Consider the following 24,790-nt stretch of genomic DNA (forward strand, 5'->3'; position numbering starts at 1 on the left):
GAGGACCTTATCTGCTGATTTTTCCGTGTTTTAGCCAAGAGACGGACTCAGATTCACTTATTTACGCGGAAATTCCATCGTTTGGATGTTTTCGGCACGAATAACGGATCTGGAGTCCGCAAGGCAACCCAAAAGCCCAGGAATTTCAGAAATAACGTCCTCTGGGTCCGGAAAGACCTCGGTATCGCATTCGGTGGTAAACCGCCGCAGGTGTGTCACTGGGGAGGATTCGTTCCAGTTCGTTCAACGACAACAGCGGCAGTCGAAGACATTGTTTATCAAGTTTTGGTCCGCCACTGCTTCTATTAACTCAACTTTTGCAGCCTGAGACCGGCGGCGCAGCCTGAGATCGGCAGCAGCCTAAGATCGGCAGATACGCCTTGAGATCACTGGGCAAACCGGAGATCCAGTGCTGGAGTTGACATTGAATTAGGGTGAAGCATTTCTTCCCAACCTGAGTCGCAATTTCGTTCAGCCGTTCTATGAGTTGTGCCAAGGCAACCGCCCAGTGTAGGGTGTTAACTTCATCGCGCCGTAAATAAAATAGCACGCCGGGCGGTGCGTTCGCCGCGGGCGATGCGGTGTTTTTCTATTTTTTCAAGACGATTACTTCAATGCGGTTAAATCCGCGCCAGGTCTGGAGCTTAGCTGATTTTCGCTCTGCGAAAGTTGAGTTATTAGGCTCCTGAAGCAGCGGCGGCTCCGGCCTGCCCTACAGCAGCGGAGACAGCAGCCGGGCCAGCGATTCCATAAACCGTTTGAACAGCCTTTTGTTCATAAAGGTCTCATGCTCAATCGAACTGGCGGACAGCAAATCGCGTTCAAAGTCGGCGACCATCCGTTTGACGCTTTCCGTCTGGATGAGCAGCGCGTTCACCTCAAAATTCAGATGGAAGCTCCGCATATCCATATTTGCGGTCCCGATCGTCCCCACTTCGCCGTCTATAATCAGCAGCTTCGAGTGGATAAAACCTTTTTCGTATTCATAAATTTTTACGCCCGCCTCCAGCATAACCGGAAAATAGGAGTGCGAAGCGAGAAACGGCAGCCATTTATCGGGCTTCGCCGGGAACAGCAGCCGGACGTCCAGGCCAGACAACGCGGCAACGCGCAGGGCCGTCAGAATATCCTCGTCGGGAATGAAATACGGCGTGGCGAGCCAGACCGATTCCTTGGCCGATGTGATCATTGAAAAAAAGATGTTTTTCAGCGCCCGGCGCTCGTTATCCGGCCCGCTGGCGATAATCTGTACCGCCCCGTCTCCCGCGACATACCGCAGCTTGGGCGACAGGTACTCCTGCTCCAGAATTTTTTCCCCGGTCGTATGCATCCAGTCCTGCAGAAAAATAATCTGCATCGTCCGGACGGCCTCCCCCCGCACCAGCATGTGCGTATCTCTCCAGAACCCGTAGGTTTTGTTCCGGCTGAGGTATTCGTCCCCGACATTAAGTCCGCCCATAAACCCGACGTCGCCGTCGATAACAACGATTTTGCGGTGATTGCGGTAATTGACCCGGCTGGAAAAAAACGAAGTCGAATTGCCGTAGGCCGCCACCTGCACGCCCGCATCGCTCATCTCCTGCAAAAACGACTTGGACAGCTGCATGCTGCCCACCGCGTCGTACATAAACCGGACTTTGACCCCCGCCTTCGCCTTTTCAATCAGAATTTGCTGGATGCGTGTCCCGATATCGTCGGCCCGGAAGATATAATATTCCATATGGATATGATGCTCGGCCTGGCGCAGCTCCAGCAGCAGAGTCCCGAATGTCTCTTCCCCGTTGGTCAAAATCCGTGTCTCCGAGGTAAACGAAATCGGCGTACGGGCCAGCTTCTGAGACAAGTCCAGCAGCTTGCGGCGGTCCGCGTCATAACCCGACCAATCCTGATGCATCCGCAGCGCATCGTTTTCGATCCGTTCGTACGCCATCTGGTCGCGCAGCGCTTTTTTATCATACTTGCGGCGTTTGAACACATTTTGGCCAAATAGGAAATAAAAAACGAGGCCGACTACCGGAATTAGCGCCAGCAGCAGAATCCAGGCTACCGTGGCGGTTGGATTCCGGTTCTCCATAAAGATCGCGAGGCCGATCGATACCACCGTCAGCGTGGAAAATATACTCAGAATCGTTCCGCCCAGATGGCCAAACAATCCAAAGCCAAAATAATAGAACGCCAGCAGCGCTCCAATAATGATGATCGACTGCAACCCTCTTCTCATAGACTCCCCCGTCTCTTTCTCTTTGCTCAAATCTCTGTTGTCCTTGCCCTAATATATTACCTCAGAAACCTGTCCCTTCCTACGCCCCTGTCCCGTTTCGGTGATATTAAGACAAAACTGTAACCTTTTTGGAGTGAAATTTGTATTGCGCCCGGGAACTGTACTATAATCAGTTTGACTATAGAGTCAATTCAAGAACCGATCGGTCAGAAAGGAGGGACGGTCCGGTATGGCCGATAAATCAGCGGATAAAAAACAACAAATTCTCGCCACGGCCATGCAGCTGTTCGCCGTCAAAGGCGCTTCGGCAACCTCCATGCAGGAGCTTGCCGAACTGTGCGGTATGTCCAAGGGGAGTCTGTATTTGTATTTCAAATCGAAGGAAGAACTGGTGCAGCAGCTGCAGCTCTATTGCCTTCTTCAAATCCGCGACCCGCTTGTCCGCGAAGAACAGGAGAACAACAAGCCGGAGCGGGAGAAGCTTCGCAATCAGGTTGAAATCCTTCTCCACCATGTGTATGAGCTGAGGGAGTTTTTGAAGCGACAAATTCAAGACGCCGCCGAAAGCGGAATGACGGGGCTGCCTGACTGGATGAAGGATACCAACGGTGCCCTGATCCAGTGGTTTGAAGCCAAGATGAAGGCGCTGTACGGGCCTGGAATCACCCCTTATACCGGCGATCTGGTGCTGGTGGTTCACGGGATGCTTAATTCTTACCTCCGTCTTCTTTTTCATCCCGATGCACTGATTCCATTATCCCGGATGGCCGATCATCTAGTGGAGCACATGGACATCGTGACAGCAGGACTGCTGTCGGACCGCCCGGCTCCTTTGCTATCGAAGCAGGCATTGGAGCGGTGGATTGGCGGCAGTATTGCGGAATCTCCCCGGAGCCCGCTGCAGCTTGTAAAAGAAATGAAGACCCGGCTGGGCGAACTGGCGGAGGCGTCTAAACGGGTGGAAGAAGCGTTCGAATCCCTCTCCATTCTGGAGGGCGAGCTGCTTGTCCCTTACCCGAGGAAAGCCATCATTACAGGCATGCTTCATAATCTGGAATCGGTGCCGGAGCTGGATTCGCTTTTGGCGGAGTTTAAGCATCTGGTGCGGTTTCAGGAGTGAAGGCTGCCTGCAGCAAGCTTATAAAACACAGAGACATGCCGGATAAGAGTGAACCGTAATTTGCGCCATAATGAAAGGAGCAGAAACCTACCTATGAAGAGCCTGATCCAATTCTCGCTCAAAAACAAATTTGCCATCTGGCTGCTGACGATCATCACCGTGTTCGCCGGTCTGTACAGCGGCGTGACGATGAAGCAGGAGACGCTGCCGAATATCAGCATTCCGTTCTTAAACATCACGACCGTCTATCCGGGTGCAGCACCGGAGGGTGTAGTCAATGAGGTCAGCAAGCCGATTGAACAGCGCCTCCGCAACGTCGACGGGGTCAAGACGATCACTTCCTCTTCGATGGAGAACGCGTCGAACGTAACCGTCGAGTTCAATTACGGCACCAACCTGGACAACGCTACAGCTGCCGTCCGGGAGGCTCTGAACGAAGCCGAGCTGCCGGAAGGGGCGCAGAAGCCCCGGATCGCCCGCTTCAGTATGAGCTCGCTTCCGGTTCTTACGCTCAGCCTTTCGAACTCAAACTCGAAAAACCTGGAAGAGCTGACCCGGATTGCCGAAAACGATATCCGCCCCGCCCTTGAAGACCTGGAAGGCGTTGCCTCCGTACAGGTTGCGGGACAATACGTCAGTGAAGTAACGCTGAAATTCGATCAGGCCAAGCTGGCTCAGTACGGACTCAACGAGAACACCGTCAAGGGCATCGTCCAAGGCTCTTCGCTGCGGGCGCCGCTTGGATTGTTCGAGATGGATAAATCGCAAAAGGCCGTTGTGGTTGACGGCAATATCACTACGCTTGATGACCTGAAAAATCTCACCATCCCGGTTATGCCGGGCGGTGCAGGTGCCGCCGGAGCAGCTGGCGGCGGTGCAGGTGCCGGTGCGGGCGGTGCCGGTGCGGGCATGAGCGCGATGCCGGGCGCGGGTGCGCCTGATGCAGCCGGAGCCGCTGGCGCGGGTGCGGCGGGTGCCGCCGGAGCGGCTGGCGGCGGTGCTGGCACTGCCAGTACTCCAGGCGCAGGCGCTGGAAGCAGCGCTGCCGCGGGCAATGCTGGCGCGAATGCGGGCGGCGCAGCAGGTGCAGGCGGCCAGGCGGCCGCGGGCGGTCTGCCGACCGTGAAACTGAGCGAGGTTGCCGCAATCGAGTTCAACGGGAAGGCGGAGTCCATCTCCCGTACCAACGGCAAAGAATCGATCAGCGTGCAGATTGTCAAAGCCAACGACGCCAACACAGTTGAAGTCGTCAACGCCGTCAAGGACGAAGCCGAATCTCTGGCCAAGCAGTATGACGGGCTGGAACTGACGGTTATGCTTGACCAAGGCAAGCCGATTGAAGATTCCGTGCATACGATGTTGTCCAAAGCCGTATTCGGCGCCTTGTTTGCAGTTATTATCATTCTTTTGTTCCTGCGTAACATCCGTTCGACTATCATCTCGATTATCTCGATTCCGCTGTCCCTGCTCATCGCCGTTCTGGCGCTGCGCCAGATGGATATCACGCTGAACATGATGACGCTGGGCGCGATGACCGTCGCGATCGGCCGGGTGGTCGACGACTCGATTGTCGTAATCGAAAATATTTACCGGCGGATGTCGCTGAGGGGCGAAAAGCTGAAAGGCAAAGAACTGATCAGCGCCGCAACGCGGGAAATGTTTGTGCCGATCCTGTCTTCGACGATCGTTACCATCGCGGTATTCCTGCCGCTGGCCTTCGTAAGCGGTATGGTCGGCGAGCTGTTCCTGCCGTTTGCTTTGACGATGGTGTTTGCGCTGCTGGCTTCCCTGCTGGTCGCGATCACGCTTGTGCCGGCGCTTGCGCATTCGCTGTTCCGCAACGGACTGAAAAAAGGCCATACGGATGCGGAAAAACCCGGCCGTCTCGCCGGCGGATATCAGCGCATTTTGAACTGGTGTCTTTCGCACAAACTGATTACATTTGGCGCCGCCATCCTTTTGCTGGCGGGAAGCCTATTCCTGATCAAACCGATTGGCGTCAGCTTCCTTCCCGAGCAGGAAGAGAAAAACGTCACGCTCACCTTCACGCCGAATGCAGGCCAGACCTTCGAAGACGTTGGAGAACTGGGCTTGCAGGCTGAAAAATATATTTTGGCTCAATCCCATGTCAAAAACATGCAGTATTCCATCGGCGGCAGCGGTCCGATGGGCATGGGCGGCGGCGGCAGCTCCGGCCTGTTCTATGTGGAATATGATCCGGATACGCCTGATTTTGAAACAGTTAAGGAGCAGCTGGTTGAAGGCTTGACCGAGACGGTTCCGGACGGGACCTGGGGTGACATGTCCGCCATGATGGGCGGAGGCATGGGCGGCAGCACGCTGACCGTAAATGTGTTCGGCGACTCGCTGGAGCAGATCAAACCCGTAGCCGATCAAATTCTCGGTTTTGTCGAAGCGGAACCCGAAGCGTTCCAAGACGGAGAAACCAGCATTTCCGAATCCTATCAGCAGTATACGATTGTCGCGGACCAGCAAAAGCTCAGCAGCCTGGGCTTAACCGCGGGGCAAATCGCCATGAAGCTGGCTCCTGCCGGCACGCGTCCCGTGCTGACTGAAGTTGCGGTGGACGGCAAGAATTACAATGTCTACATCGAAGCGGACACCCAGACGTATAAGAGCATTGAAGAGATGGAACAGGCAACCCTGACTTCGCCGCTGGGCATGGAAGTGCCGATTGGCGAAGTGGCGAAGGTCGAGCAGGGAACCACGCCGGACTCCATTACCAGAATGGACGGCAAAATGACGGTTAGTGTAACTGCTGAAATTTTGTCCAGTGATATCAACAGTGCTTCGGCCGGCATCCGCGACCAGGTGGAGGCCATGGATCTGCCGGACGGCGTAACCGTCACTTTTGGCGGCGTGACCGAGCAGATTAACGAGACCTTCGGACAGCTGTTCATCGCAATGGGCGCCGCTGTGGCGATCGTGTATTTTGTTCTCGTCGTTACGTTCGGCGGCGGCCTTGCGCCATTTGCCATCCTGTTCTCGCTGCCGTTTATCGCCATCGGCGCACTCGTCGCCCTGCTGCTTGCGGGCGAGACGCTGAACGTTTCGGCGCTGATGGGGCTTCTGATGCTGATCGGGATCGTCGTTACCAACGCCATCGTTTTGATCGACCGTGTAATCCACAAGGAAAACGAAGGATTATCGACACGGGAAGCGCTGCTGGAAGCCGGAGCGACCCGTCTGCGGCCGATTTTGATGACGGCGCTGGCGACCATTGGCGCGCTTCTGCCGCTCGTAACCGGCCTGGAGAGCAGTGCAGGCATCATCTCCAAAGGTCTGGGCGTGACCGTTATCGGCGGCCTCATCAGTTCCACTCTGCTTACGCTGGTGGTTGTGCCTGTAGTTTATGAGTTCCTGATGAAGTTCCGCCGCAAACGGGTGGAGGAGTAAGAGGGGTTCAAGTTCAAATTTCAATAAGGTGCTCTTGATAAGAGTGCAGCAGGGCAACTATTTAGAGTTTAGCAAGGAAGCTGTATAGAGAAGGAGCCGTCCACCTGGACGGCTCCTTTGTATTATAGGTCAGCCCCAAATATAACAGCGGGCCGCAAGCTCCAATCCGCCGCTGCAGCAGCTCCGTTACCTGTGCTTCTTAAGTTCAGCCGATAACGCGGATTTACAAACCGCTTACTTGTCCGCCGATCGGGACTGAATAGCGGCTAAAGCCGGAAATACGGGCTCCATTCTGCCGTACAGCTCCTTAAACAGTCCGTACATTTCCCCGTAGACGGCGGCGCGGGCAGGCTCGGGACGATGGACGCGCAGCAGCTCCGCTTTAAGCGGGGCATCCTGCGGAGAACGCAATGCCCCCATTCCTACCATCGCCATAACCGCCGCCCCGTAAGCCGAAGCTTCGTAGGTGTCCGGCACCTCCACGTTGACATCCGCGATGTCAGCCAGCAGTGCCGTCCACTCCGGGGAACCGGCGAATCCGCCCGATGCGAGCAGGCTGCCGGTTGGTCCGGCCAGCTCGCTGAGCACTTCGGCAACGCTGTTCACCGCGTACAGCACGCCTTCAAGCACCGCCCGTGCAAAATGCGGACGTCCGTGGTGCAGAGCCGCACCGGCAAATACCCCTCTTGCGTCCGAATTCCAATAAGGCGCCCGTTCCCCGCTTAAATAGGGCAGGAACAACAGACCGTCCGCGCCCGGCGGTACATTCATGGCCATACGGATCAATTCCTGGAGTTTGTTGTTTTTGTCGATCGTAGTTAATGCCCGTTTGCCCGGCCCCGGTACACGCAGCCGGTCTCTGTACTGCCTCCGGCCTCTTCCGGCGGGAGGCCCCTCGGGACGGCGGGTCTCGGCCGCTTCATCGGCTTCCACAAATTTTTCGGTGAACCACCGGAGGGCCATACCGCCGTTGTTGGTTGGTCCGCCAATCAGCCAGCGGTCGCTGTCGAACGCATAACAAAAGGTTCTGCCTTCAGGATCCGTGAGCGGCCGGGAGACGAACCGCCGCACCGCGCCGCTGGTGCCGATGGTTACCGCTGTCCGCTCTAATCCCGCCGCGCCCGACCCGATGTTAGCCAGCGCGCCGTCGCTTGCGCCAACCACCCACGGGGTATCGGCAGAGAGGCCGCAGGCTTCGGCCATCTCCGGCTTCATGCCCCGCAGCACCGCCGTTACCGGCATTAGTTCGCCAAGCGATTCTCTGCGCACACCCGCCAGCTCCAACGCTTCGGGACACCAGTCTTTGCCCGAGATATGTAATAGCCCCGTCGCCGAAGCCACCGATGTATCGAGTGCATAGACGCCAAAAAATTCATGTAATACATACTCCTTGATCGAGATAAAACGGACCGGCTCCGTAAACAGCCCAGGCTGCTGTTCCTTCCACCAGATCAGTTTGCCGAGCGGCGACATCGGATGTACCGGTGTGCCGGTCAGCGCATACAGCTCCCGGTCGAGCCCTTTTTGCTTCAGTTCGGCGATCTGCGGCGCGCTCCGGTTGTCCGCCCAGGTCAGCAGCGAAGTCAGCGGCTGGCCGTCCCGGTCGACCGCCATCAAGCTGTGCATTGCGGCGCTTACGCCCACCGCCTCGATCTCGGAAGACTTTACTCCGCCGTCCTGCATTGCTTTGCGAAAAGCCTCCACCACCGCGGCGAGAATATCCTCCGGCCGCTGCTCGGCTCTGCCGGGTTCCGGAACAAGAAGCGAATACCCGGCTTTGCCGCCGCCCCGGATTCCTCCCTGTTCATCATAGATAAACACTTTGGTGCTTGTTGTACCGATATCCAATCCGATAAAAAAGCCCACACGCCCTCCTCCTTTCATTGATACCATTATACACAGGCCGATGCCGTTCCCGAAAACCAGCCTTTCCGCATACAAACGGAAGCCGTTCCTAAAAGTTAGCTCCCGCCGAAACGGAAGCCCTTCTTCAGGCAACCGGTTCTTTCATACGTCCGTCTGGCCGCAGACGTAATCATCATTAACCGGCACACTCCTGGTTTCAAGCAGCCGGCCCCCCTATCGCTTTTTTCTGCAGCAGCTGCAATCTCCCCTTATACCCTTCGCCCACAAGACAAAACTATACCCGCAGCAAGGACAAAAAAAAGATACCCGCTCTACTACGCAGGTATCCTGTGGTCAATCGGTGACCGGCACATCTATGATGCAGCGGTTCTTTCTCTCTACAGCATTGAGGCAGCGCTGCTCTCCAGCGACGATTTCCAAGCCTGGAGCATGCTTAAATCGTATGGAAGGAATTCTTCAAGCATGTGGGATAACCCCAAATACAGCGGGCTTTCGGTAGCACCGTTCAGCATGCGGCAGAACTCAGGCACCCACCGGAGCAGGTGCTCTTGCAGGAATTTCTCCTGAATCTCCAGCAGTTCCATCGCGCTTCGCACCGTATAGCTGTTGTACAGCATCCGTTCGTGCAGCACGGCCATAAATTCCAGCTCGATAGCAATATGGTCGTCGGCTTCCGTGCCGCATTTCTTGAATACGATGCCAGCCGAAGCATACACGTCCGACAGAACGTTGCAGAATTCCTTCTCCCGCCCAAGGCTCGCCGCTTCACGAGGGACAAACGCGCGGGCACCGCCGCCCTGCATCAGTCTTTCATATTCGGCGGTCTCCCGCTTGCAGATCCCGGGGATATCCTCCGGTTTCTGGCTGCACAAATAACGTTTCAGTTCACGGCCTCCGGCCGTCATCTCGGCGGCGACGCCGATGTTGCTGCTCTGGCTCCACTGGGCAACAAGCGACAGCTTCGGCTTGCCTCCAAGAAAATCAGTTAACAGCTGATATATAAGACCGCGGCATTCCAGCCAGCGGCTGAACGCTTCCGGGACGACAAGGGCGGGAACAGTAGGCATGGTCATTTGTAATTTCCTCCTTGGTTTCACCTCAAAGGCTGTGTCCGCAAGGTTTGCGGCAGGTCAGCCCGGGTATTCTGTCCGCTAAATGAGTGTGATCGCAAAGTGATTCGGATGGGCCATCTCCGCCATTCACTGGTGAACATGGCCCCTTCTATATACCCGACACACGAATTTAGGGGGATCGTGTATCTACACTTTTATTATATCGGTTCTTGAAAACGCTTTTGGTGAGCATTTTATGTCCTTTCGCTTGATTTGTCGCATTTATGCCATATTTAATGCGTTTACATGTCTTATTCGTCCAACGAAGCTTATTGCGGTTCGTCAAAAATGCAAACAAGCCACTCCCTCCATACTTCCATTATTGGAGAAGTGTGACTTGCCTATTCCATATTTATTGTCTTATCACCGGCATTACAGGTACCGCTGCAGCCCTTCTATCCCCATCCATCCGGCTAATCCCCATACGATCAGCGCCGAGACGCGGTTTAGCAGCCGCAGGGCTTTTCCGCCGGGATCGGCTCGTCCCGCCAGCCGGCCGGCTCCAGCCAGTCCGGCGAACCAGAGCCAGGAGACGGCAGCCGCAGCTGCAGCAAAAGCCCAGCGTTCTCCAACCGGGTACTTCAGTGAACTGGTGCCGATTACCCCAACCGTATCCAGCAGCGCGTGCGGGTTCAACAGCGATACGGAGATGGCATAACCAATTTGCCTGCTCACCGGAAGTGCCTGCGGCCCTTCGGCTTTAGGCACCGACGTCCAAATCTGCCACCCCATATAAGCCAGAAAAAAGAAACCCGCCGTATAAATAACCGTGCTCACCCAAGAGACGGACAGCACCACCAGCGATACGCCGCCGACCGCCGCGAATATAAGCAGGGTGTCGCACAGCGCGGCGGTCACAATCACCGGAACCGCCCCGGTAAATCTGCGCTGCAGCGCCCCCTGGTTAAACACAAAAATATTTTGTACGCCAAGGGGCAAAATCAGACCAAACGCCAAGATAACGCCATGCAAAACAGCCTCCAACAATGCAGGTCCCCCTCCTTTTTGTATGATTTTCTAAACAGCCGCGGATACGATCATACCCTCACTCCGCTTCAGCTGTAACCATCCAAATGGCCGCCCATCCAACCAACCAAACGCCGCTCCCGGTTTCCCTTCCACGCATCGTGATATAATAACCGGTAAATCATGCCGAGTACCGGGCCTAAGAAAGCAGGGAAATGAATGTGAATTCCGATGCCTATCCGAAAAAAAACGATGGAAGGGAGCCGCCCCTGCTCCCCGAAATACCCAGCGAGCCGGAGCGGCCAGGCAGCGGAGCCAGTGATTCCGCCGCTCTCCTGTACATGCAAATCTACCAGGAGCTGCGCGGGAAAATCGTTAACGGAGAATGGCCGCCGGGCACGCGGCTGCCTTCCCAGCGTGAACTGGCCGCCCGTCTGGGCGTAAACCGCAGCACGGTAGTTACCGCGCTCGGCCGGCTTGCCGCGGAAGGTCTCGTGCAGGGGAACCGGGGCGGAGGAACACGGGTTGCCTTAGCGGATCGGGAGCAGACGCCATTTTCTCCCCGAACCTGGAATGACTACGTTGAGGAAGGCAGCCATTACCCGAACCTTCCCGCGGTTCAGGCGATCAACCGGCTGGAGTTCGAGGAAGGTTTGATCCGGCTCGGCACAGGGGAGCCCGCTCCGGAACTGCTTCCGCAGCAGGCGCTGCAGAGCATTTTGTCGGAGCTGTCCCAACAGCCGCTTTCCCTGTCGTATGAAGAACCGTTGGGAAATCTTCGTCTGCGGACGGCGCTTAGCGCTTATTTGCGGGATAGAGGCGTCCATGTCTCACCCGGCGGCATTCTGGTTGTGTCGGGGGCGATTCAGGGACTGCAGCTTGTGGCGCTTGGACTGCTGCCGCGGAACTCTACTGTACTGGTTGAGAAACCCTCCTACCTGTACTCCATTCATGCGTTCCAATCGGCGGGCATTAAATTTTCAGGTCTTTCTATGGACGAGGGAGGATTGCTGCCCGAAGAGGCGGAACGCCGCTGCCGGGATAGCCGCGCAGCGATGCTGTATACCATTCCTTCTTTTCACAATCCGACCGGTACACTGATGGATGCGGAGAGACGGCGGAGATTGATTGAGACAGCGGCACGAACCGGTCTGCCGATTCTGGAGGACGGAGCGTATCACGATTTGTGGCTGGACGCTCCATCCCCTCCTCCAATCAAAGCTATGGATACGGAAGGGCGTGTTCTTTATCTCGGCAGTCTGTCCAAGGCCGTTAGTCCCGGGTTGCGAATCGGATGGGTGGCGGGGCCAGAACCCGTAGTCCGGCGGCTGGCGGATATTAAAATGCAGGCGGATTACGGCGCGGCTTCCCTCTCCCAGCTTGTAGCGGCAAAATGGCTGGAAGACGGGCACCACGAGCGTCACTGCAGCACGCTCCGCGGGCAGCTGCGGGCAAGAAGGGAAAGCTGCCTGAGCCTGCTGAACACTCATTTTAGGGAACTGGCCGACTGGAACCGTCCAGGCGGGGGATTTTATATCTGGCTTACCCTGCGCAGACCGCTCCCGCCAGCAAAATTGTTTAACGAAGCGCTTAGGGAGGGGCTGCTGCTGAACACCGGGGATTTATATGAACGGGGAGACGGCCGGCACCTGCGGTTATCTTACGCTTATGCATCCGCTGCGGAAATGCAGCGGGGATTGCCCGCGCTTGCTTCCCTGATCCGGCGGCTGAACCAAAAGCACGGCGGGTGAAACAACAGCCGCCTCCTAACGCCGGGTCTGCGGCGGGTCGCCCCGCACCTCTAGCCGTTGCCTTCCGGCGGACTGTTTTTCCCGTTCTCCTGCCCGCCGGACAGCAGCCGGGCCCGTTCATAGTCCTCCGGGCTGTTCATGTTAAGCAGAGGGTCGCCAGCGCCATGACGAGATCCTGCGGCTTCTTCCAGCGGCACATAAACCGCCGGCACCTGTTCCAGCCAGCCCATCACTCTGGAGCGGCCGGCCTCCAGCTCCGCGTCAATACTGGGGAGCAGCGACCGGTGGTATACAGCCAGCAGCGGCTGGGCCCGCCCGCCGGGCGCGACGGGAATGGCTGCCAGTACGGAAGGCAGCATAGGGGGGATTTGCTCAGAGGCTTGTCCGATAGCTTTTCCGAAAGCTTTGTTGGAAGATGCTGCAGCCCTCCCCCTCCAATCTTCATCCGCCGCAACAGCCTTGAGCAGAACGCGGATGGTCTCCGCCGAAGCAAACGGCAGATCGCAGGCGCAGACCACACACCATTCGGTGCCCGCCCAGGCCAGGCCGGCGCGGATGCCGGCAAGCGGTCCCCTCCCCGCAAACGCTTCAGGATCGGGAATGACCGGAACACCAAGAAACCGGTAATCCTCTTCCCGGGAAGAGATAACGGCGATCCGCCCGGCCACCCGGGAGAGCTCCGCGGCCACTCTCGACACGACCGGAACACCCCCGATTTCAAGCAGCGCCTTATCCCGTCCCATCCTCCGGGACTGGCCTCCAGCCAAAATAATTCCTGTAATGTTCATCTCTTCGCCCCCTTTTTTTGACGATGGGAGTTTGTATCCCTTTTCAACACGTGTTACAGTGAAGGAAAGCGTTCAATTATTGGACCGGCCCTGCAGCCGGTTTAGGCATATTTTTGGGGGGGAATACCCATTTTGCAGGACTATACGGAGAAACAGCCAACCTACACCTCGCTGAAATGGTTTAACTTCTTTATTTACGGCACCATTGTAATCTTCACCAGCTTCTTTCAACTATACCTGCAGGATGTCGGGATGAACAAGCTGGAGATCGGGACGCTGATGTCGATCGGCCCCTTTGTCTCTTTGTTTGCCAATCCGTTTTGGGGCATCTGGGCCGACCGGTCGCAGAATATCCGCAAGGTTATGCTTTTTATGCTGATCGGAACGCTGATTTTTTCCCAGCTCGTCTTTCGGGCAGGTTCCTTTGAGATGATTTATATTACGATGCTGTTGTTTTTTTTCTTTCAGACACCGCTGTTCGCCCAGAGCAACACGATGATTTTGGGTTATATCGACGGGACCGCACACCGGTTCGGCTCGTTCCGGCTTTGGGGTTCGCTCGGCTGGGCATTTACCGCCATCGCGGCCGGGCCGCTGATCGGGCGGCTGGGAATCCCCGCGCTGCCCTATCTGTTCACTGTGCTGCTGGCGCTCACGATTTCCGCGCTGCTTCTTCTGCCGAAGCCGCAGCATGGGGTAGGAACGGCGCCCGCGCCTTTTAAGGGATTTGGCTCGATTATTATGAACCCGCTGTTCCTCTGCTTTATTTTTTTCGGCATTCTTGTGGCCGTTCCGAACGCGATGAACAGCACTTTTATGACGCTTTATATCAGCGACATGGGCGGCTCGAAGGAAATGATTGGCCTCGCGGTCTTCCTGTCGTCCATTTTGGAAGCGGCGGTATTTCTGCTCTGCGACCGGCTGCTGCGGCGCAAAATCTCAGTGATGGTCGGCTGGCTCGGGCTGGTCAGCCTGCTGTTCGCCCTCCGCTGGTGGCTGATGTCGGAAGCGACCAGTCCGCTTCAGGTGGCGCTGATTCAGGTGCTGCACAGCCTGACGTTCGGCGGTTATTTTTACGTGGGTACCCAGCTTACGATGCTGTTCGTTCCCCGTCAATACCGTTCTTCGGGACAAGCGTTGTATACGCTGACCTGGAGCGGCATCGCGGGCATTGTGGGCGGTCTGCTCGGCGGGTGGCTGTTCCAGAACCTGGGCGCGCAAAGCATGTATAAGTTCGGCGTGTTTCTCTCCTTCATGGGGTCGCTTGGCTTCGGGTTCATGTGGCTGTTCGTTGTCCGCGGCGGTTACCATCCTTCAAGCGAACCAAGCGAACATGACGAAATGGAACCTTAACTCTTCGACCAGGCAAAAACAGGCTTGACCCGCTAGGGGTCAAGCCTGTTTGCTTATCGCGGGTGCCTGCTGACGGCCCCCAATCTACAGCCTACCCTTGTTTTGGCGGCTGATAAGAACTCTTAAGCGATACGATCAGATTGAAGACCGGCTCGCCCGGCTTCGAATACCGGCTGTCCACGTTGAAATATCCATGGCGGAAGAACTGGAACTTGTCCTGCGGCTGCGCGTCCTTCAGTCCCGGCTCAACAAAACCGTGCAAAATCTCGATCGAGTTCGGGTTCAACTGATCCAGGAACGTCTGCTCCGGTTTGTTTTCGGCTCCGTCCATCCCCTCAACGGCCGCGTCTTCATCGGCGGCCGCGTCAAGGATCAGCGGCTCATACAGCCGGAATTCGGCCGGCACGGCCTGGCTTGCTTCCACCCAGTGCAGCGTTCCTTTCACTTTCCGTCCCGTGAAGCCGGTGCCGCTTTTGGTTTCCGGATCATACGTACAGCGCAGCTCAATCACTTCGCCGTTCTCATCCTTGATGACTTCGTTGCATTTGATGAAATATGCATGCTTCAGCCGCACTTCGTTGCCGGGGAACAGCCGGAAGTATTTGCTCGGCGGGTTCTCCATAAAATCGTCACGCTCAATATATATCTCTCGGGAAAACGGGATTTGACGGCTGCCCATCTCCTCGTTTTCGCTGTTGTTCTCAGCCTCCAGCCACTCCGTCTGCCCTTCCGGATAATTGGTGATAACCACCTTCAGCGGGCGCAAAACAGCCATAGTGCGCGGAGCCTTAAGCTTCAGGTCCTCGCGGATAAAGTGCTCCAGCATCTGTAAATCAACAAGCCCCTGGCTTTTGGAAATCCCGGTTTCGAATACAAAATTCCGGATCGCTTCCGGCGTATATCCTCTGCGGCGCAGACCGGAAAGGGTTGGCATCCGCGGATCATCCCAGCCGTCAACATGCCCTTCATCAACAAGCAGCTTCAGCTTGCGTTTACTTGTTACTGTCTGCGCCAGGTTAAGCCGGCCAAATTCATATTGATGCGGCACAGCCGGCATCTCGCATTCCGCGATCACCCAATCGTAGAATGGACGCTGGTCTTCGAACTCCAGAGAACAAAGCGAATGCGTGACGCCTTCAATCGCATCCTCCAAGGGATGGGCAAAAGTATACATCGGATAAATGCACCATTGGTCCCCCGTGTTATGGTGATGCGCATGAGCTATGCGGTAAATGACCGGATCGCGCAGGTTGATGTTCGGCGAAGCCATGTCAATTTTGGCCCGGAGCACCTTTTCGCCGTCACTGAATTCGCCCGCCCGCATCCGGCGGAACAAATCCAGGTTTTCTTCCACACTGCGCTCACGGTACGGGCTGTTTTTCCCCGGTTCGGTCAGCGTTCCGCGCAGCTCGCGGATTTGGTCGGCGGACAGATCGTCCACATACGCTTTGCCTTTGCGGATCAGCAGCTCGGCCCGTTCGTACATTTCTGCAAAATAGTCGGAGGCAAACCGCAGTTCCTCCCACTCATAACCCAGCCACTTTACATCTTCTTTAATGGAATTTACGTATTCCGTATCTTCCTTGAGCGGGTTCGTATCGTCAAATCGCAGGTGCGTCCGTCCGCCGAATTCATCGGCCAGCGTGAAGTTGATCCAGATCGCCTTGGCATGTCCGATATGTAAATAACCGTTCGGCTCCGGCGGAAAACGGGTGACAACCTCCTGGACCGCTCCCGTACGAAGATCTTCGGTAATGATATTTTTGATGAAATTGGAGGGAGTGCTTGGTTTCTCCACAGGTATCAACCTTTCCATTCAAGTGTTTGTTAATAAATATACCTGTTATCCCCATTGAACACAATAAACGAAGCCGCACCCCGGCGCACACTCAGGCTTTGACTTCCGGCAAGGGATTGAGTAGGATTTAGAACGGAGCTATTGCTTGTCCGAACTCATATTTCCAGCTGTTGAAGGAGGCCCGCGTTTTGTTTACTCATGTCATCGACGACGAACTGGCGCTGAAGCCGCTCGCACGGGAGCACGCCGCTCCCCTCTATGATCTTGTTGAACGTTCACGCGACCGGCTGCGGAAGTGGCTGCCTTGGGTCGACGGGGTGACCGACGAATCCCATATCGCCGCATTCATCAAAAATGCCCAAAAACAGGGCTGCGACAACGGGGGCTTCACCTCGGCGCTCTGGGTCCGGGAGCGAATTGCCGGCATCATCGGCTACCACGAAATCGATTGGCATAACCGCTCTGTCGGCATCGGCTACTGGCTGGGTGAAGGTTATGAAGGCAACGGCTATATGAGCAGCGCCTGCCGGGTATTCGTGGATTACGCCCTGCTGGCGCTGGAGCTGAATAGGGTCGAAATCCGCTGTGCCACCGGCAATAAGTCCAGCCGGGCCATTCCGGAACGGCTCGGTTTTGTGCTGGAGGGTGTCGTCCGGGAGGCCGAAAAGCTGCCCGACGGGTATGTCAACCATGCCGTCTACGGCATGCTGCGCCGGGAGTGGCGGCTGCTCGGATAAATGGAACGAGGCCCGCACGGCGGTCCGGCTGCCGTGTCAACTGTCCCGCCGCAGAATTCGCACCCGGGTTCGCCGCGGACACGCGCCTATCCCCCCGGTCCGGCGGCTTGAAGGCCGCGGAGTTGATCCCATGCGCCCAAGCAAGCAGGAGAGCCCTGTCCGTCTTTGGACAGGGCTCTCCTTATATCACTCGGCGCCAATATTCTCCAGCCATCCCTGGAACTTGGCCCGGATGCCCGAAGCCAGGGACTCCAGCGCCGCCAGTGTCTGCAGCCCCCCCCGGTCTTCCCGGCCCGACTGCATCATATGCAGGACGTAGGCAACTGCAGCTTCCTGGGGGCCTTGTTCCAGAAGGCGAAGCGTATCGCCTGGAGCGATAACCCCTTCGCGCAGCACCCGGAAGTAGAACCCGCTGAAGCCGGTCTTCAGCACTTGGGCAGGCATATCAGCCGGGCCATGCTTTTGCGACAGCTTAAAACACGGATAACGCGGCTGGCTGACCTGAAGCTCCGCCGTGCCGACCGCATAAATGTCTCCAATCCGCACTTCCGTCTCCAGGAGCCCGGCGGATGTGATATTTTCGCCGAAAGCGGCAGGGTCCAGCTTCCGTCCCAGCTGCGTCTCCCAATAGGGATAATGCTCGGAGGGATACAGGCATACCGCTTTGTCGGGCCCTCCGTGATTGACCAGATCCGCCTGTCCGTCTCCCTCAAAGCCCAGTGTGCTGAGCTGCAGCGGGCCGTCCGCGGAGCGTTTGTAAATCCCCGTCTCCAGCGGCCGTCCCTTGTACTCGACCGTTACCGGTTTGCCAATATTAAGCGATACGATATGGCCTTCCAACATCCTTCATCCCTCCTGGAATCTTTATCATCTTTGCCGCACCCGGTTCATCGTTTATGGCTGCTCATCCAGCATCAGGCCCATAAACACATCATCCACATAACGACCGGCAAGGAAAAACTCCTCCTTCAGCCGCCCTTCCTCCCGATAACCGCACTTCCGGTAAAAGGCAAGCGCCCGTTCGTTGCTGGACAACACCCGGACCCGCAGTTTCCGGATGCCCCGCCGCGCCGCCAGCTCCTTCACCGCCTCCATAAGCTTCATCCCGATGCCGAGATGTCTGAACTCCGGATGTATGGCGATATGAACCTCATAAACATGCTGGTTGCTCTCCAGTCCGCTTGGACAGCGGAATCCGATATACCCGTACAACCGTTCTTCACCCGCCGCCACAAGCTGGGAGCCTGGAGGAGCATGCAGCAGATAGTCCTCGCAGGACTGCCATACGAGCGGGGCAGGGGCCGTATCTTCGGTCCAGACGATCCGGTCCAATTCAATCAGCTCCCGCACGTCCTTCATTTCCGACATTCGTATCGTCAGTGCCAGCTCCTTCTCCTGCCGCATGTTCACTCCCACTTTCCGCTTGTTATCCATTTATAGCATCCTTCTCCGTTCATGACGCGTTATCCCCGGCAATAGCCCTGCCTGGCACCGGAGGAAGCGCGCATCCGCCGCTGCGGCGTCTCACTCTGCTGCAGCGTCCCGCGCTCTTGTTCATGGTATATACGCGTCTCGTTCCGGCCGGCTTACACCGTTCCCGGTTCCTGAGCTCTGTTCCGGTTAAACGCCGCATGCACGGCAAAAAATCCGACGGACAACAGCGCCATCCCCGCCGCCAGCCAGGCGGTGGGAAGCAGGCCGCCCCCATCGTACAGGCTGCCCATGAAATAGGGGCCCAGCACCCGGCCGACAGCCCCGATCCCGCCCGTCAAGCCAAGGTAAAACGGCGCATGCCGGGAAGCATGATCCGAGATAAACGCAGGCATCGCCGGTGAAATCAGCATTTCGCCCAGTGTCGTAAGCAGCATTGCCAGCAGCAGGCCGGGGTAAGTGGGCAGGAGCAGTATCACCACATATCCGGACATGTAAAATACAGCGCTGGCCGTCATCTGCGCAGTTGATGTGCCGGCGAACCAGCGTTTGATCAAGCTGACCAGCGGCTGGGCCGCAAAGATCAGGATGCCGTTCAGCGTCCACAGAAACCCGTATAATTTTTTGGGCCAGCCTTCTGAGATGATGAATGGTGACACGCCGGTATTCCAGATAGAGTTGCCGATCAGAATAAACATGGAGCCGAGGGCCATGTACAGATACAGCCGCGTATTGCCAAGGAGTCCCCAAGCAGGAGAGGTCCGCGCTCCATCCGCCGCCCCAGCCGGCACCGTCTGCCCGCCGTTCCCCTCCGGTTCGGCTGTGCCGATCCGCCGCAGGTAAACGAAAAAAAATCCGGCGAACACCGCGGACGTTACCCCATTAAGCAGGAAGCTAAGCATGTAGGAAATATCGGCCAGAAAGCCGCTTAACGCTGTCCCGATCGCCACGCCGATGTTGTTGGCCACATAAATAATGTTGAACAGCTCGCTCCGGCGCGCCGAAAAACGGAAGCCGATAAATGCCTGAATCGCCGGCATCGACAGCGCATTAAACAATCCAAACAGGCCCATCGCCACCATGAATACATACCAGTTGCTGCTCGCCGCCGGCAGGGCGAACAAGCTCAGCGCATTCAAAGCAAGTGCGCCCACAATCAGCCGGTTGACCCCTACCTTGTGGTAAAGCGACCCGCCAAGCAGCTGTCCTGCAATGCCGCCCATGGATTGAATCAGAATGACCAGCCCGGCGTCCTTCATACTCCGGCCGAGCTCGTCGAACACGTACATCGTAACAAGCGGCCACATCAGCGCGCTGCCCGTTGCATTAATCAGGCTTGCCAGCAAAAATACTTTAATTTCTTTCGGGTAATTGTCCAAAAACCTCATGATATGCAGATACTCCTGTAACGTATAGTCTCAATCTTTTCAGTATCTCGCATAGGCAGGAAATTGGGCAAGCCTGTTCATCGACGCACTGACGCTTTATACCGGCAAATAATTCCGCGATCAATGGAACTCAAAGGCTCCTACGGTGCAGCTAACTTAACTGCTACCTGTTATACCGGTAAATCCTCCGGCAAGCGAACCTGGACTGTAGTAGAAAAAAACGTCGCGCCTTTTCCCATATCGCTCAGACGGTCGGACGTCAGCACATTGCTCCGCCGGCTCCTGCCTGCGCCGCCTTCCCACCACAGTCCTTGGCTGATAACTGTGCCAGGCAGCACTTTGTCCGTCAGCTCTGCCTTAAGTTGCAGACGTCCCCGGCCATTAAACACCTCCACCTCTTCACCGCCGGCAATTCCGCGGGCCTCGGCATCAGCCGGGTGAATCTGCAGAATCGGCTCTTTTTCCAGCCGCTGGTGTTTCTCCGAATTGGCGAAACTCGAGTTCAGGAAATTGTGGTTCGGCGGGGACAAGAACATCAGGGGGTACGGATCGTCCGATGCCGGGCGCCGCAGACCGTCATAGCCCTCGGCAAGCGGGACATACTCGGGCAGAGGCGGCAATCCGGCGGCCGCCATCGTGCTTGAATACAGTTCGATTTTGCCGGATGGCGTTGGAAGATTATCCAGAAATGCCGCCTGCGGCGTCATATCCAGCTTCACATGCTGCTCCGCGCGGAGCCGCTCGAGCGTGACGCCCCGGAGATACGGATTACGCGGATAATCCAGCGCTTCGCGGATCATATCCTCTTCATTTTGCCCAAAGATTTCCGGATCGAAGCCCATCGCCTGCCCCAGCAGGGAGAACAGCTCCTTGTTGCCTTTGCATTCCCCGGGCGCACGCAGCACCGGTTCCTGCAGCTGTATGTAATGATGCCAGTACGAAGCGTACAGATCTGTCTGTTCAAACGAAGCCGCGGCGGGCAGCACAATGTCAGCGTAACGAGCCGTATCGGTCATAAACAGGTCGTGCACTACGGTGAACAAATCCTCCCGGGCGAAGCCAGCCTGGACACGGTCAGCATCGGGCGCCACTACAACGGGATTGCTGCAGTAGACAAAAAGCCCTTTTACCGGCTGGTCCCGCATTTCCAGCGCTTCGGCGATCCGGTTCATGTTGATGCTGCGGGCGCGCGGGTTTGGCCGGATATCGGGGCGTTCCAGCGCTCTGGAATTCATGGCTCCATAACCGCTGTTTGAACGATGCGCTCCGCCCCCCTGTTTTATCCACTGCCCTGTGAGAGCAGGCAGGCAGGAGATGCTCCGGACATTCATTCCGCCGTTGTCATGATGCTGCAGCCCGTTTCCGATATGAATGTACGACGTCTTCGCTTCGCCGTACATGCGTGCAAGCCGCTCAATCTCATCGGCAGGCACCCCGGTTATCGCGGACACCCGCTCCGGTGTGTAGGCGGCCGCATGTGCGCGCAGCTCCTCATGTCCTACCGTATACTTTTGCAGGAATGCTTCATCCGTTAACCCGTCGCGGAACAGAATATGCATCATCCCCAGCGCCAGCGCCGTATCTGTGCCCGGATAAGGCTGAATGAACCAGTCGCCCCAGCGGGCTGTACGGTTCTGATGGACGTCGATCACGACAATCCGCGCTCCGCGTTTGCGCGCCTGCTCCGCAAGCATCACCTGGTGCATATTCGTGCTGACGATATTTCCGCCCCACACAATGATTACATCGGCGTGCACCGTATCTTCAGGACTGACCCCGCCGTTAAAACCCATGGTGTATTTCCAGCCGGTCGTCCCCGCGGAGTTGCAGATCGTCTGCTCCAGCCGGCTTGCCCCAAGCGCGTTAAAGAAACGCCGGTCCATCCCCTCTACGCTGAGAATCCCCATATTTCCATAAAAGCTGTAAGGCAAAATGCTTTCAGGTCCGAACTCGCCGGACAGCTTCCGGAACCGGTCCGCGATTTCCCCGATTGCCTCCTCCCAGCTTATCCGTTCGAATTTCCCTTCGCCTTTGCGGCCGGTACGCTTCATCGGGTACAGCAGCCGCTCGGGATGATGTACCCGTTCCGCCATATTCCTGACCTTGTTGCAGATCGCTCCCCGGGTGATCGGATGCTCAGGGTTGCCTTCCACCTTTACGATTTTGCCTTCTTTTTTATGGATTAACAGTCCGCATGTATCCGGGCAGTCCAGCGGACATACTGCGGGAAACACCCCGTTATCCTGGTCTCTCATGCGATTACCTCCTCCTCTTCCCTTGCGAAGCCGGCACGGCGCATACCGCCGGGCCCTACCCGTTCTATTGTAAGGGCGGCTACTTGTGCAGTAAAGCAGCAAAGCCCTGCGCTACAAATGATTTCCAGTCTATTTGATTCACCAGGCGCCTTCCAGGGTAAGTAGAAGTATGAAACACTCCCTTTTTAAATTCGCCGCCTGTTCGATTTCGTTCCCCCGAATCGAACGTTAGCGGCGAATTTGTTTTTTTGCCGGGAGGCTTACATAGGCAAACCCAAAAAAACACTTCCCCGGAGCCGCTGGATGCAGAGGTTCCGGGGAAGTGTTTTTACATGACCAGATTGGCCCTGGTCAAGCCATATGTCATTATTGGTCTCAGGCGTGTTTCTTGAGGCCGGCCACCTTGCTGCCCGGAGCGGCAGCAGGCACATCGCTTTTCCGGAGGTAAGCGTTCCAGTACGCTCCAGCTACAAACAAAGCTCCGCCCGTCAGGTTGCCCAGCCAGACCGGAATGAAGTTCATTGCATATTCCGACCAGGAATAATGGCCTTCAAAGATAGCCGCCGGAATCAGGAACATATTTGCGACAACGTGCTGAAAGCCGATGGCAACAAACGCCATGGTCGGGAACCAGATGCCTAGAATTTTGCCGCTGAAGTTATCGGCGCCGTAGGACAGCCATACCGCTAGTGCCACCAGCCAGTTACAGCCGATCCCCGAGACAAAGGCCGGAAAGAAATCAGCCTCCAGCTTATGTCCCGCCATCTCCACCACTTTATCCAGATAAACGCCGTCCGCCGTAAGGCCAACCACGTGGCCGAAGAAATAAGCCACAAACAGCGCGCCCGCCAGATTGCTGAGCGTAATCAGCACCAGGTTTTTGATAACCTCGCCAATCGATATTTTGCGGTTCATAAACGCCAGCGGCACTGCCATCATGTTGCCTGTCAGCAGCTCGCCGCCTGCAAGCAGCACCAAAATCAGACCTACCGGGAACACCGCCGCTCCAATGAAGTTCGCGATGGACCCCCACTCCTCCGGCGCACCAGCAATTACGCGGATATCAAGCAAGAACCCAAGTGCGATAAAAGCTCCACCTAGAAACCCGAGCGTAAGCACCGTCGAAAGCGGATTATGCGCCTTCTTGATGCCGTTCTCCACCGTCACTTCGGCGATTTGCTGCGGTTTGTTATAAGCCATCACTCTATCCCCTTAGTTACTTAAAATTTGTTCTTTTAACCCTTTATGCCCATTGTAACTTCTGAAGGTGGCCATTTACGTGAGAAATATCACCTTGAGAAAGCATTAAGTGAAAATTTTCACTGACATGTCAAATTTCCAATTCGTCGTGGGCCGTGGTTAGCCGCAGTCAGTGCAGTGAGTATCACCCGCTGGAAGTTTAGTTCCGTCAGCAGACAAAAAAGCCGCTTCCCTGTTACGGAAAGCGGCCTTGCGTACGGACTTTGGCTGGCATCTATCGCTTGGTGTTGGTGTTCCTTTAGCTAGTGTCTATTCCCTGCTGCTGCGTCTGTTTCTTGGAGGTGGCGTCTATTCCCTAGCGGTGATCTATCCTTTGGCGGCTGCTTTCCTGTTCTTAAGCAGCAGGAAAGCAAAATACGGGGCGCCAATCAACGAGACCATCACGCCCGCGGGAATGCCGGCGGGATCAGCCAATTGGCGGCCGGCCATGTCCGCCGCCAGCAGCAGCCAGCCGCCAAGGAGCATGGCGACCGGCAAATGCGCCTGATGGCGCGGTCCGCTCAGCGCCTTGGCGATATGCGGCGCCATCAGGCCGACAAAGGCGATGCCGCCCGTCACCGAGACCGCGGAAGCGGCAAGCGCCACAGCGGCGAGCAGAAGGGCGGGACGGTCCTTCCGCACGGCAACGCCCGCACCCAGTGTTACCTCCTCGCTTAAGGCGAGCAGGTTCAAGGCGTTCGACTTATACAGAACATAAGGGAACAAGACCAGCAGCCAAGGCAGCAGCGCTGCGGCATACGGCCATGCCGTCCCCCAGATGTTCCCGGCAAGCCACTGCGCAATCACGTCAAATTGGGTTCGGTCCGCCGAAGTTACAATCACAATCATCGTGCCGGCCAGCGCCAGCGAAACACCGATGCCGACCAGAACCATCTTAGCCGGATTCAGCCCTTCCGTCCGGCTGTAACCCGCCCAGCATATCATTGCGGCGGCGGCAAGTCCGCCGAGAAAACCAACGGTAGGCATCAGATAGGCGTACGCCTCCGCTTGTACCGGGACGTACAAAAAAAATACGGCGACCGCCAGGCCTGCGCCGGCATTAATCCCGATCAAGCCGGGATCAGCCAGCGCGTTGCGCGTGATCGACTGCAGAATCGTGCCCGACAAAGCAAGCGCCATCCCTGCCAGCAGGGTAATCACCATTCGCGGAAGGCGGATCGAAAACAGTACCAGTTCTTCCTTAAAGCTGCCTTCTCCCAGCAGAACCGGGATAACCCGGTTGATCCGGACACCCGCATCCCCGGTCCCAATCCCCACCGTTATGGTAATAAGAATCAGCAGAAGCAGACTAAGCACCGTGAGCCTTTGTTTCCGCATCGGACTGAAG

17 protein-coding genes are annotated in these 24,790 nt (G+C 56.6%); 5 read left to right on the forward strand and 12 right to left on the reverse strand.

Annotation, left to right across the window (positions count from 1 at the left end; all coding sequences use genetic code 11):
• Positions 1 to 712 precede the first annotated feature (712 nt).
• Entirely contained in the window at positions 713 to 2,221 is a 1,509-nt protein-coding gene (gene cls / locus ACE6ED_RS19815) for a cardiolipin synthase (protein WP_410829019.1), read from the reverse strand.
• A gap of 229 nt (positions 2,222 to 2,450) precedes the next feature.
• Between cls and ACE6ED_RS19820 the strand changes: the two genes are divergently transcribed.
• Both ACE6ED_RS19820 and ACE6ED_RS19825 read left to right on the forward strand, forming a co-directional pair.
• Positions 2,451 to 3,341 (forward strand): TetR/AcrR family transcriptional regulator, encoded by an 891-nt coding sequence (locus ACE6ED_RS19820; protein ID WP_410829020.1) that lies wholly within the window; start codon positions 2,451 to 2,453, stop codon positions 3,339 to 3,341.
• Between the two features lie 93 nt (positions 3,342 to 3,434).
• Complete coding sequence (locus ACE6ED_RS19825) at positions 3,435 to 6,758, forward strand: efflux RND transporter permease subunit (protein WP_410829022.1); 3,324 nt, start codon at positions 3,435 to 3,437, stop codon at positions 6,756 to 6,758.
• A 234-nt stretch (positions 6,759 to 6,992) separates the two neighbouring features.
• On the opposite strand, the gene ACE6ED_RS19830 is transcribed toward ACE6ED_RS19825, so the two are convergent.
• The 3 genes from ACE6ED_RS19830 to ACE6ED_RS19840 all read right to left on the reverse strand — a co-directional run bounded on the left by ACE6ED_RS19830 (position 6,993) and on the right by ACE6ED_RS19840 (position 10,723).
• Positions 6,993 to 8,624 (reverse strand): gluconokinase, encoded by a 1,632-nt coding sequence (locus ACE6ED_RS19830; RefSeq protein WP_410829024.1) that lies wholly within the window; start codon positions 8,622 to 8,624, stop codon positions 6,993 to 6,995.
• A gap of 377 nt (positions 8,625 to 9,001) precedes the next feature.
• Complete coding sequence (locus ACE6ED_RS19835) at positions 9,002 to 9,697, reverse strand: TorD/DmsD family molecular chaperone (RefSeq protein ID WP_410829026.1); 696 nt, start codon at positions 9,695 to 9,697, stop codon at positions 9,002 to 9,004.
• 411 nt (positions 9,698 to 10,108) lie between these two features.
• The gene (locus tag ACE6ED_RS19840; protein WP_410829028.1) at positions 10,109 to 10,723 is read right to left on the reverse strand and encodes a LysE/ArgO family amino acid transporter; all 615 of its coding nucleotides are present in this window, start codon (positions 10,721 to 10,723) and stop codon (positions 10,109 to 10,111) included.
• A gap of 194 nt (positions 10,724 to 10,917) precedes the next feature.
• Between ACE6ED_RS19840 and ACE6ED_RS19845 the strand changes: the two genes are divergently transcribed.
• On the forward strand, positions 10,918 to 12,453 hold the full coding sequence (locus tag ACE6ED_RS19845; protein ID WP_410829029.1) for an aminotransferase-like domain-containing protein: 1,536 nt from the start codon (positions 10,918 to 10,920) through the stop codon (positions 12,451 to 12,453).
• 50 nt (positions 12,454 to 12,503) lie between these two features.
• Here the strand turns inward: ACE6ED_RS19845 and mobA are convergent, their stop codons facing one another.
• Entirely contained in the window at positions 12,504 to 13,241 is a 738-nt protein-coding gene (gene mobA, locus ACE6ED_RS19850; RefSeq protein WP_410829031.1) for a molybdenum cofactor guanylyltransferase, read from the reverse strand.
• A gap of 132 nt (positions 13,242 to 13,373) precedes the next feature.
• Between mobA and ACE6ED_RS19855 the strand changes: the two genes are divergently transcribed.
• A complete protein-coding gene (locus ACE6ED_RS19855; protein ID WP_410829033.1) occupies positions 13,374 to 14,594 on the forward strand; it encodes an MFS transporter in 1,221 nt (406 codons plus the stop codon).
• 91 nt (positions 14,595 to 14,685) lie between these two features.
• On the opposite strand, the gene ACE6ED_RS19860 is transcribed toward ACE6ED_RS19855, so the two are convergent.
• Complete coding sequence (locus ACE6ED_RS19860) at positions 14,686 to 16,410, reverse strand: glutamine--tRNA ligase/YqeY domain fusion protein (RefSeq protein WP_410829035.1); 1,725 nt, start codon at positions 16,408 to 16,410, stop codon at positions 14,686 to 14,688.
• Between the two features lie 170 nt (positions 16,411 to 16,580).
• On the opposite strand from ACE6ED_RS19860, the gene ACE6ED_RS19865 reads away from it, so the two are divergent.
• Complete coding sequence (locus ACE6ED_RS19865) at positions 16,581 to 17,129, forward strand: GNAT family N-acetyltransferase (protein WP_410829037.1); 549 nt, start codon at positions 16,581 to 16,583, stop codon at positions 17,127 to 17,129.
• Between the two features lie 186 nt (positions 17,130 to 17,315).
• Here ACE6ED_RS19865 and ACE6ED_RS19870 read toward each other — a convergent pair whose 3' ends face one another.
• The 6 genes from ACE6ED_RS19870 to ACE6ED_RS19895 form a co-directional block, all read right to left on the reverse strand.
• Positions 17,316 to 17,972 (reverse strand): MOSC domain-containing protein, encoded by a 657-nt coding sequence (locus tag ACE6ED_RS19870; RefSeq protein ID WP_410829039.1) that lies wholly within the window; start codon positions 17,970 to 17,972, stop codon positions 17,316 to 17,318.
• A 51-nt stretch (positions 17,973 to 18,023) separates the two neighbouring features.
• A complete protein-coding gene (locus ACE6ED_RS19875; RefSeq protein ID WP_410829041.1) occupies positions 18,024 to 18,563 on the reverse strand; it encodes a GNAT family N-acetyltransferase in 540 nt (179 codons plus the stop codon).
• A 152-nt stretch (positions 18,564 to 18,715) separates the two neighbouring features.
• The gene (locus ACE6ED_RS19880) at positions 18,716 to 19,948 is read right to left on the reverse strand and encodes an MFS transporter (RefSeq protein WP_410829043.1); all 1,233 of its coding nucleotides are present in this window, start codon (positions 19,946 to 19,948) and stop codon (positions 18,716 to 18,718) included.
• Positions 19,949 to 20,118: 170 nt separating this feature from the next.
• Entirely contained in the window at positions 20,119 to 22,203 is a 2,085-nt protein-coding gene (locus ACE6ED_RS19885) for a molybdopterin-containing oxidoreductase family protein (RefSeq protein WP_410829045.1), read from the reverse strand.
• Between the two features lie 375 nt (positions 22,204 to 22,578).
• Positions 22,579 to 23,403, reverse strand: a complete 825-nt coding sequence (locus tag ACE6ED_RS19890; RefSeq protein ID WP_410829047.1) for a formate/nitrite transporter family protein — start codon at positions 23,401 to 23,403, stop codon at positions 22,579 to 22,581.
• A 366-nt stretch (positions 23,404 to 23,769) separates the two neighbouring features.
• The gene (locus ACE6ED_RS19895) at positions 23,770 to 24,780 is read right to left on the reverse strand and encodes a FecCD family ABC transporter permease (protein WP_410829049.1); all 1,011 of its coding nucleotides are present in this window, start codon (positions 24,778 to 24,780) and stop codon (positions 23,770 to 23,772) included.
• Positions 24,781 to 24,790 lie beyond the last annotated feature (10 nt).

The sequence above is a fragment of the Paenibacillus nanchangensis genome, assembly GCF_046543445.1.
GTDB classification, from domain to species: domain Bacteria; phylum Bacillota; class Bacilli; order Paenibacillales; family Paenibacillaceae; genus Paenibacillus_AQ; species Paenibacillus_AQ nanchangensis.

Coding starts and splice junctions, on each gene's coding strand:
- cls (WP_410829019.1), bottom strand. CDS start 2,221: ATGAGAAGAGGGTTGCAGTCGATCATCATTATTGGAGCGCTGCTGGCG.
- ACE6ED_RS19820 (WP_410829020.1), top strand. CDS start 2,451: ATGGCCGATAAATCAGCGGATAAAAAACAACAAATTCTCGCCACGGCC.
- ACE6ED_RS19825 (WP_410829022.1), top strand. CDS start 3,435: ATGAAGAGCCTGATCCAATTCTCGCTCAAAAACAAATTTGCCATCTGG.
- ACE6ED_RS19835 (WP_410829026.1), bottom strand. CDS start 9,697: ATGACCATGCCTACTGTTCCCGCCCTTGTCGTCCCGGAAGCGTTCAGC.
- ACE6ED_RS19845 (WP_410829029.1), top strand. CDS start 10,918: ATGAATGTGAATTCCGATGCCTATCCGAAAAAAAACGATGGAAGGGAG.
- mobA (WP_410829031.1), bottom strand. CDS start 13,241: ATGAACATTACAGGAATTATTTTGGCTGGAGGCCAGTCCCGGAGGATG.
- ACE6ED_RS19860 (WP_410829035.1), bottom strand. CDS start 16,410: ATGGAAAGGTTGATACCTGTGGAGAAACCAAGCACTCCCTCCAATTTC.
- ACE6ED_RS19870 (WP_410829039.1), bottom strand. CDS start 17,972: ATGTTGGAAGGCCATATCGTATCGCTTAATATTGGCAAACCGGTAACG.
- ACE6ED_RS19875 (WP_410829041.1), bottom strand. CDS start 18,563: ATGGATAACAAGCGGAAAGTGGGAGTGAACATGCGGCAGGAGAAGGAG.
- ACE6ED_RS19880 (WP_410829043.1), bottom strand. CDS start 19,948: ATGAGGTTTTTGGACAATTACCCGAAAGAAATTAAAGTATTTTTGCTG.
- ACE6ED_RS19885 (WP_410829045.1), bottom strand. CDS start 22,203: ATGAGAGACCAGGATAACGGGGTGTTTCCCGCAGTATGTCCGCTGGAC.
- ACE6ED_RS19890 (WP_410829047.1), bottom strand. CDS start 23,403: ATGGCTTATAACAAACCGCAGCAAATCGCCGAAGTGACGGTGGAGAAC.
- ACE6ED_RS19895 (WP_410829049.1), bottom strand. CDS start 24,780: ATGCGGAAACAAAGGCTCACGGTGCTTAGTCTGCTTCTGCTGATTCTT.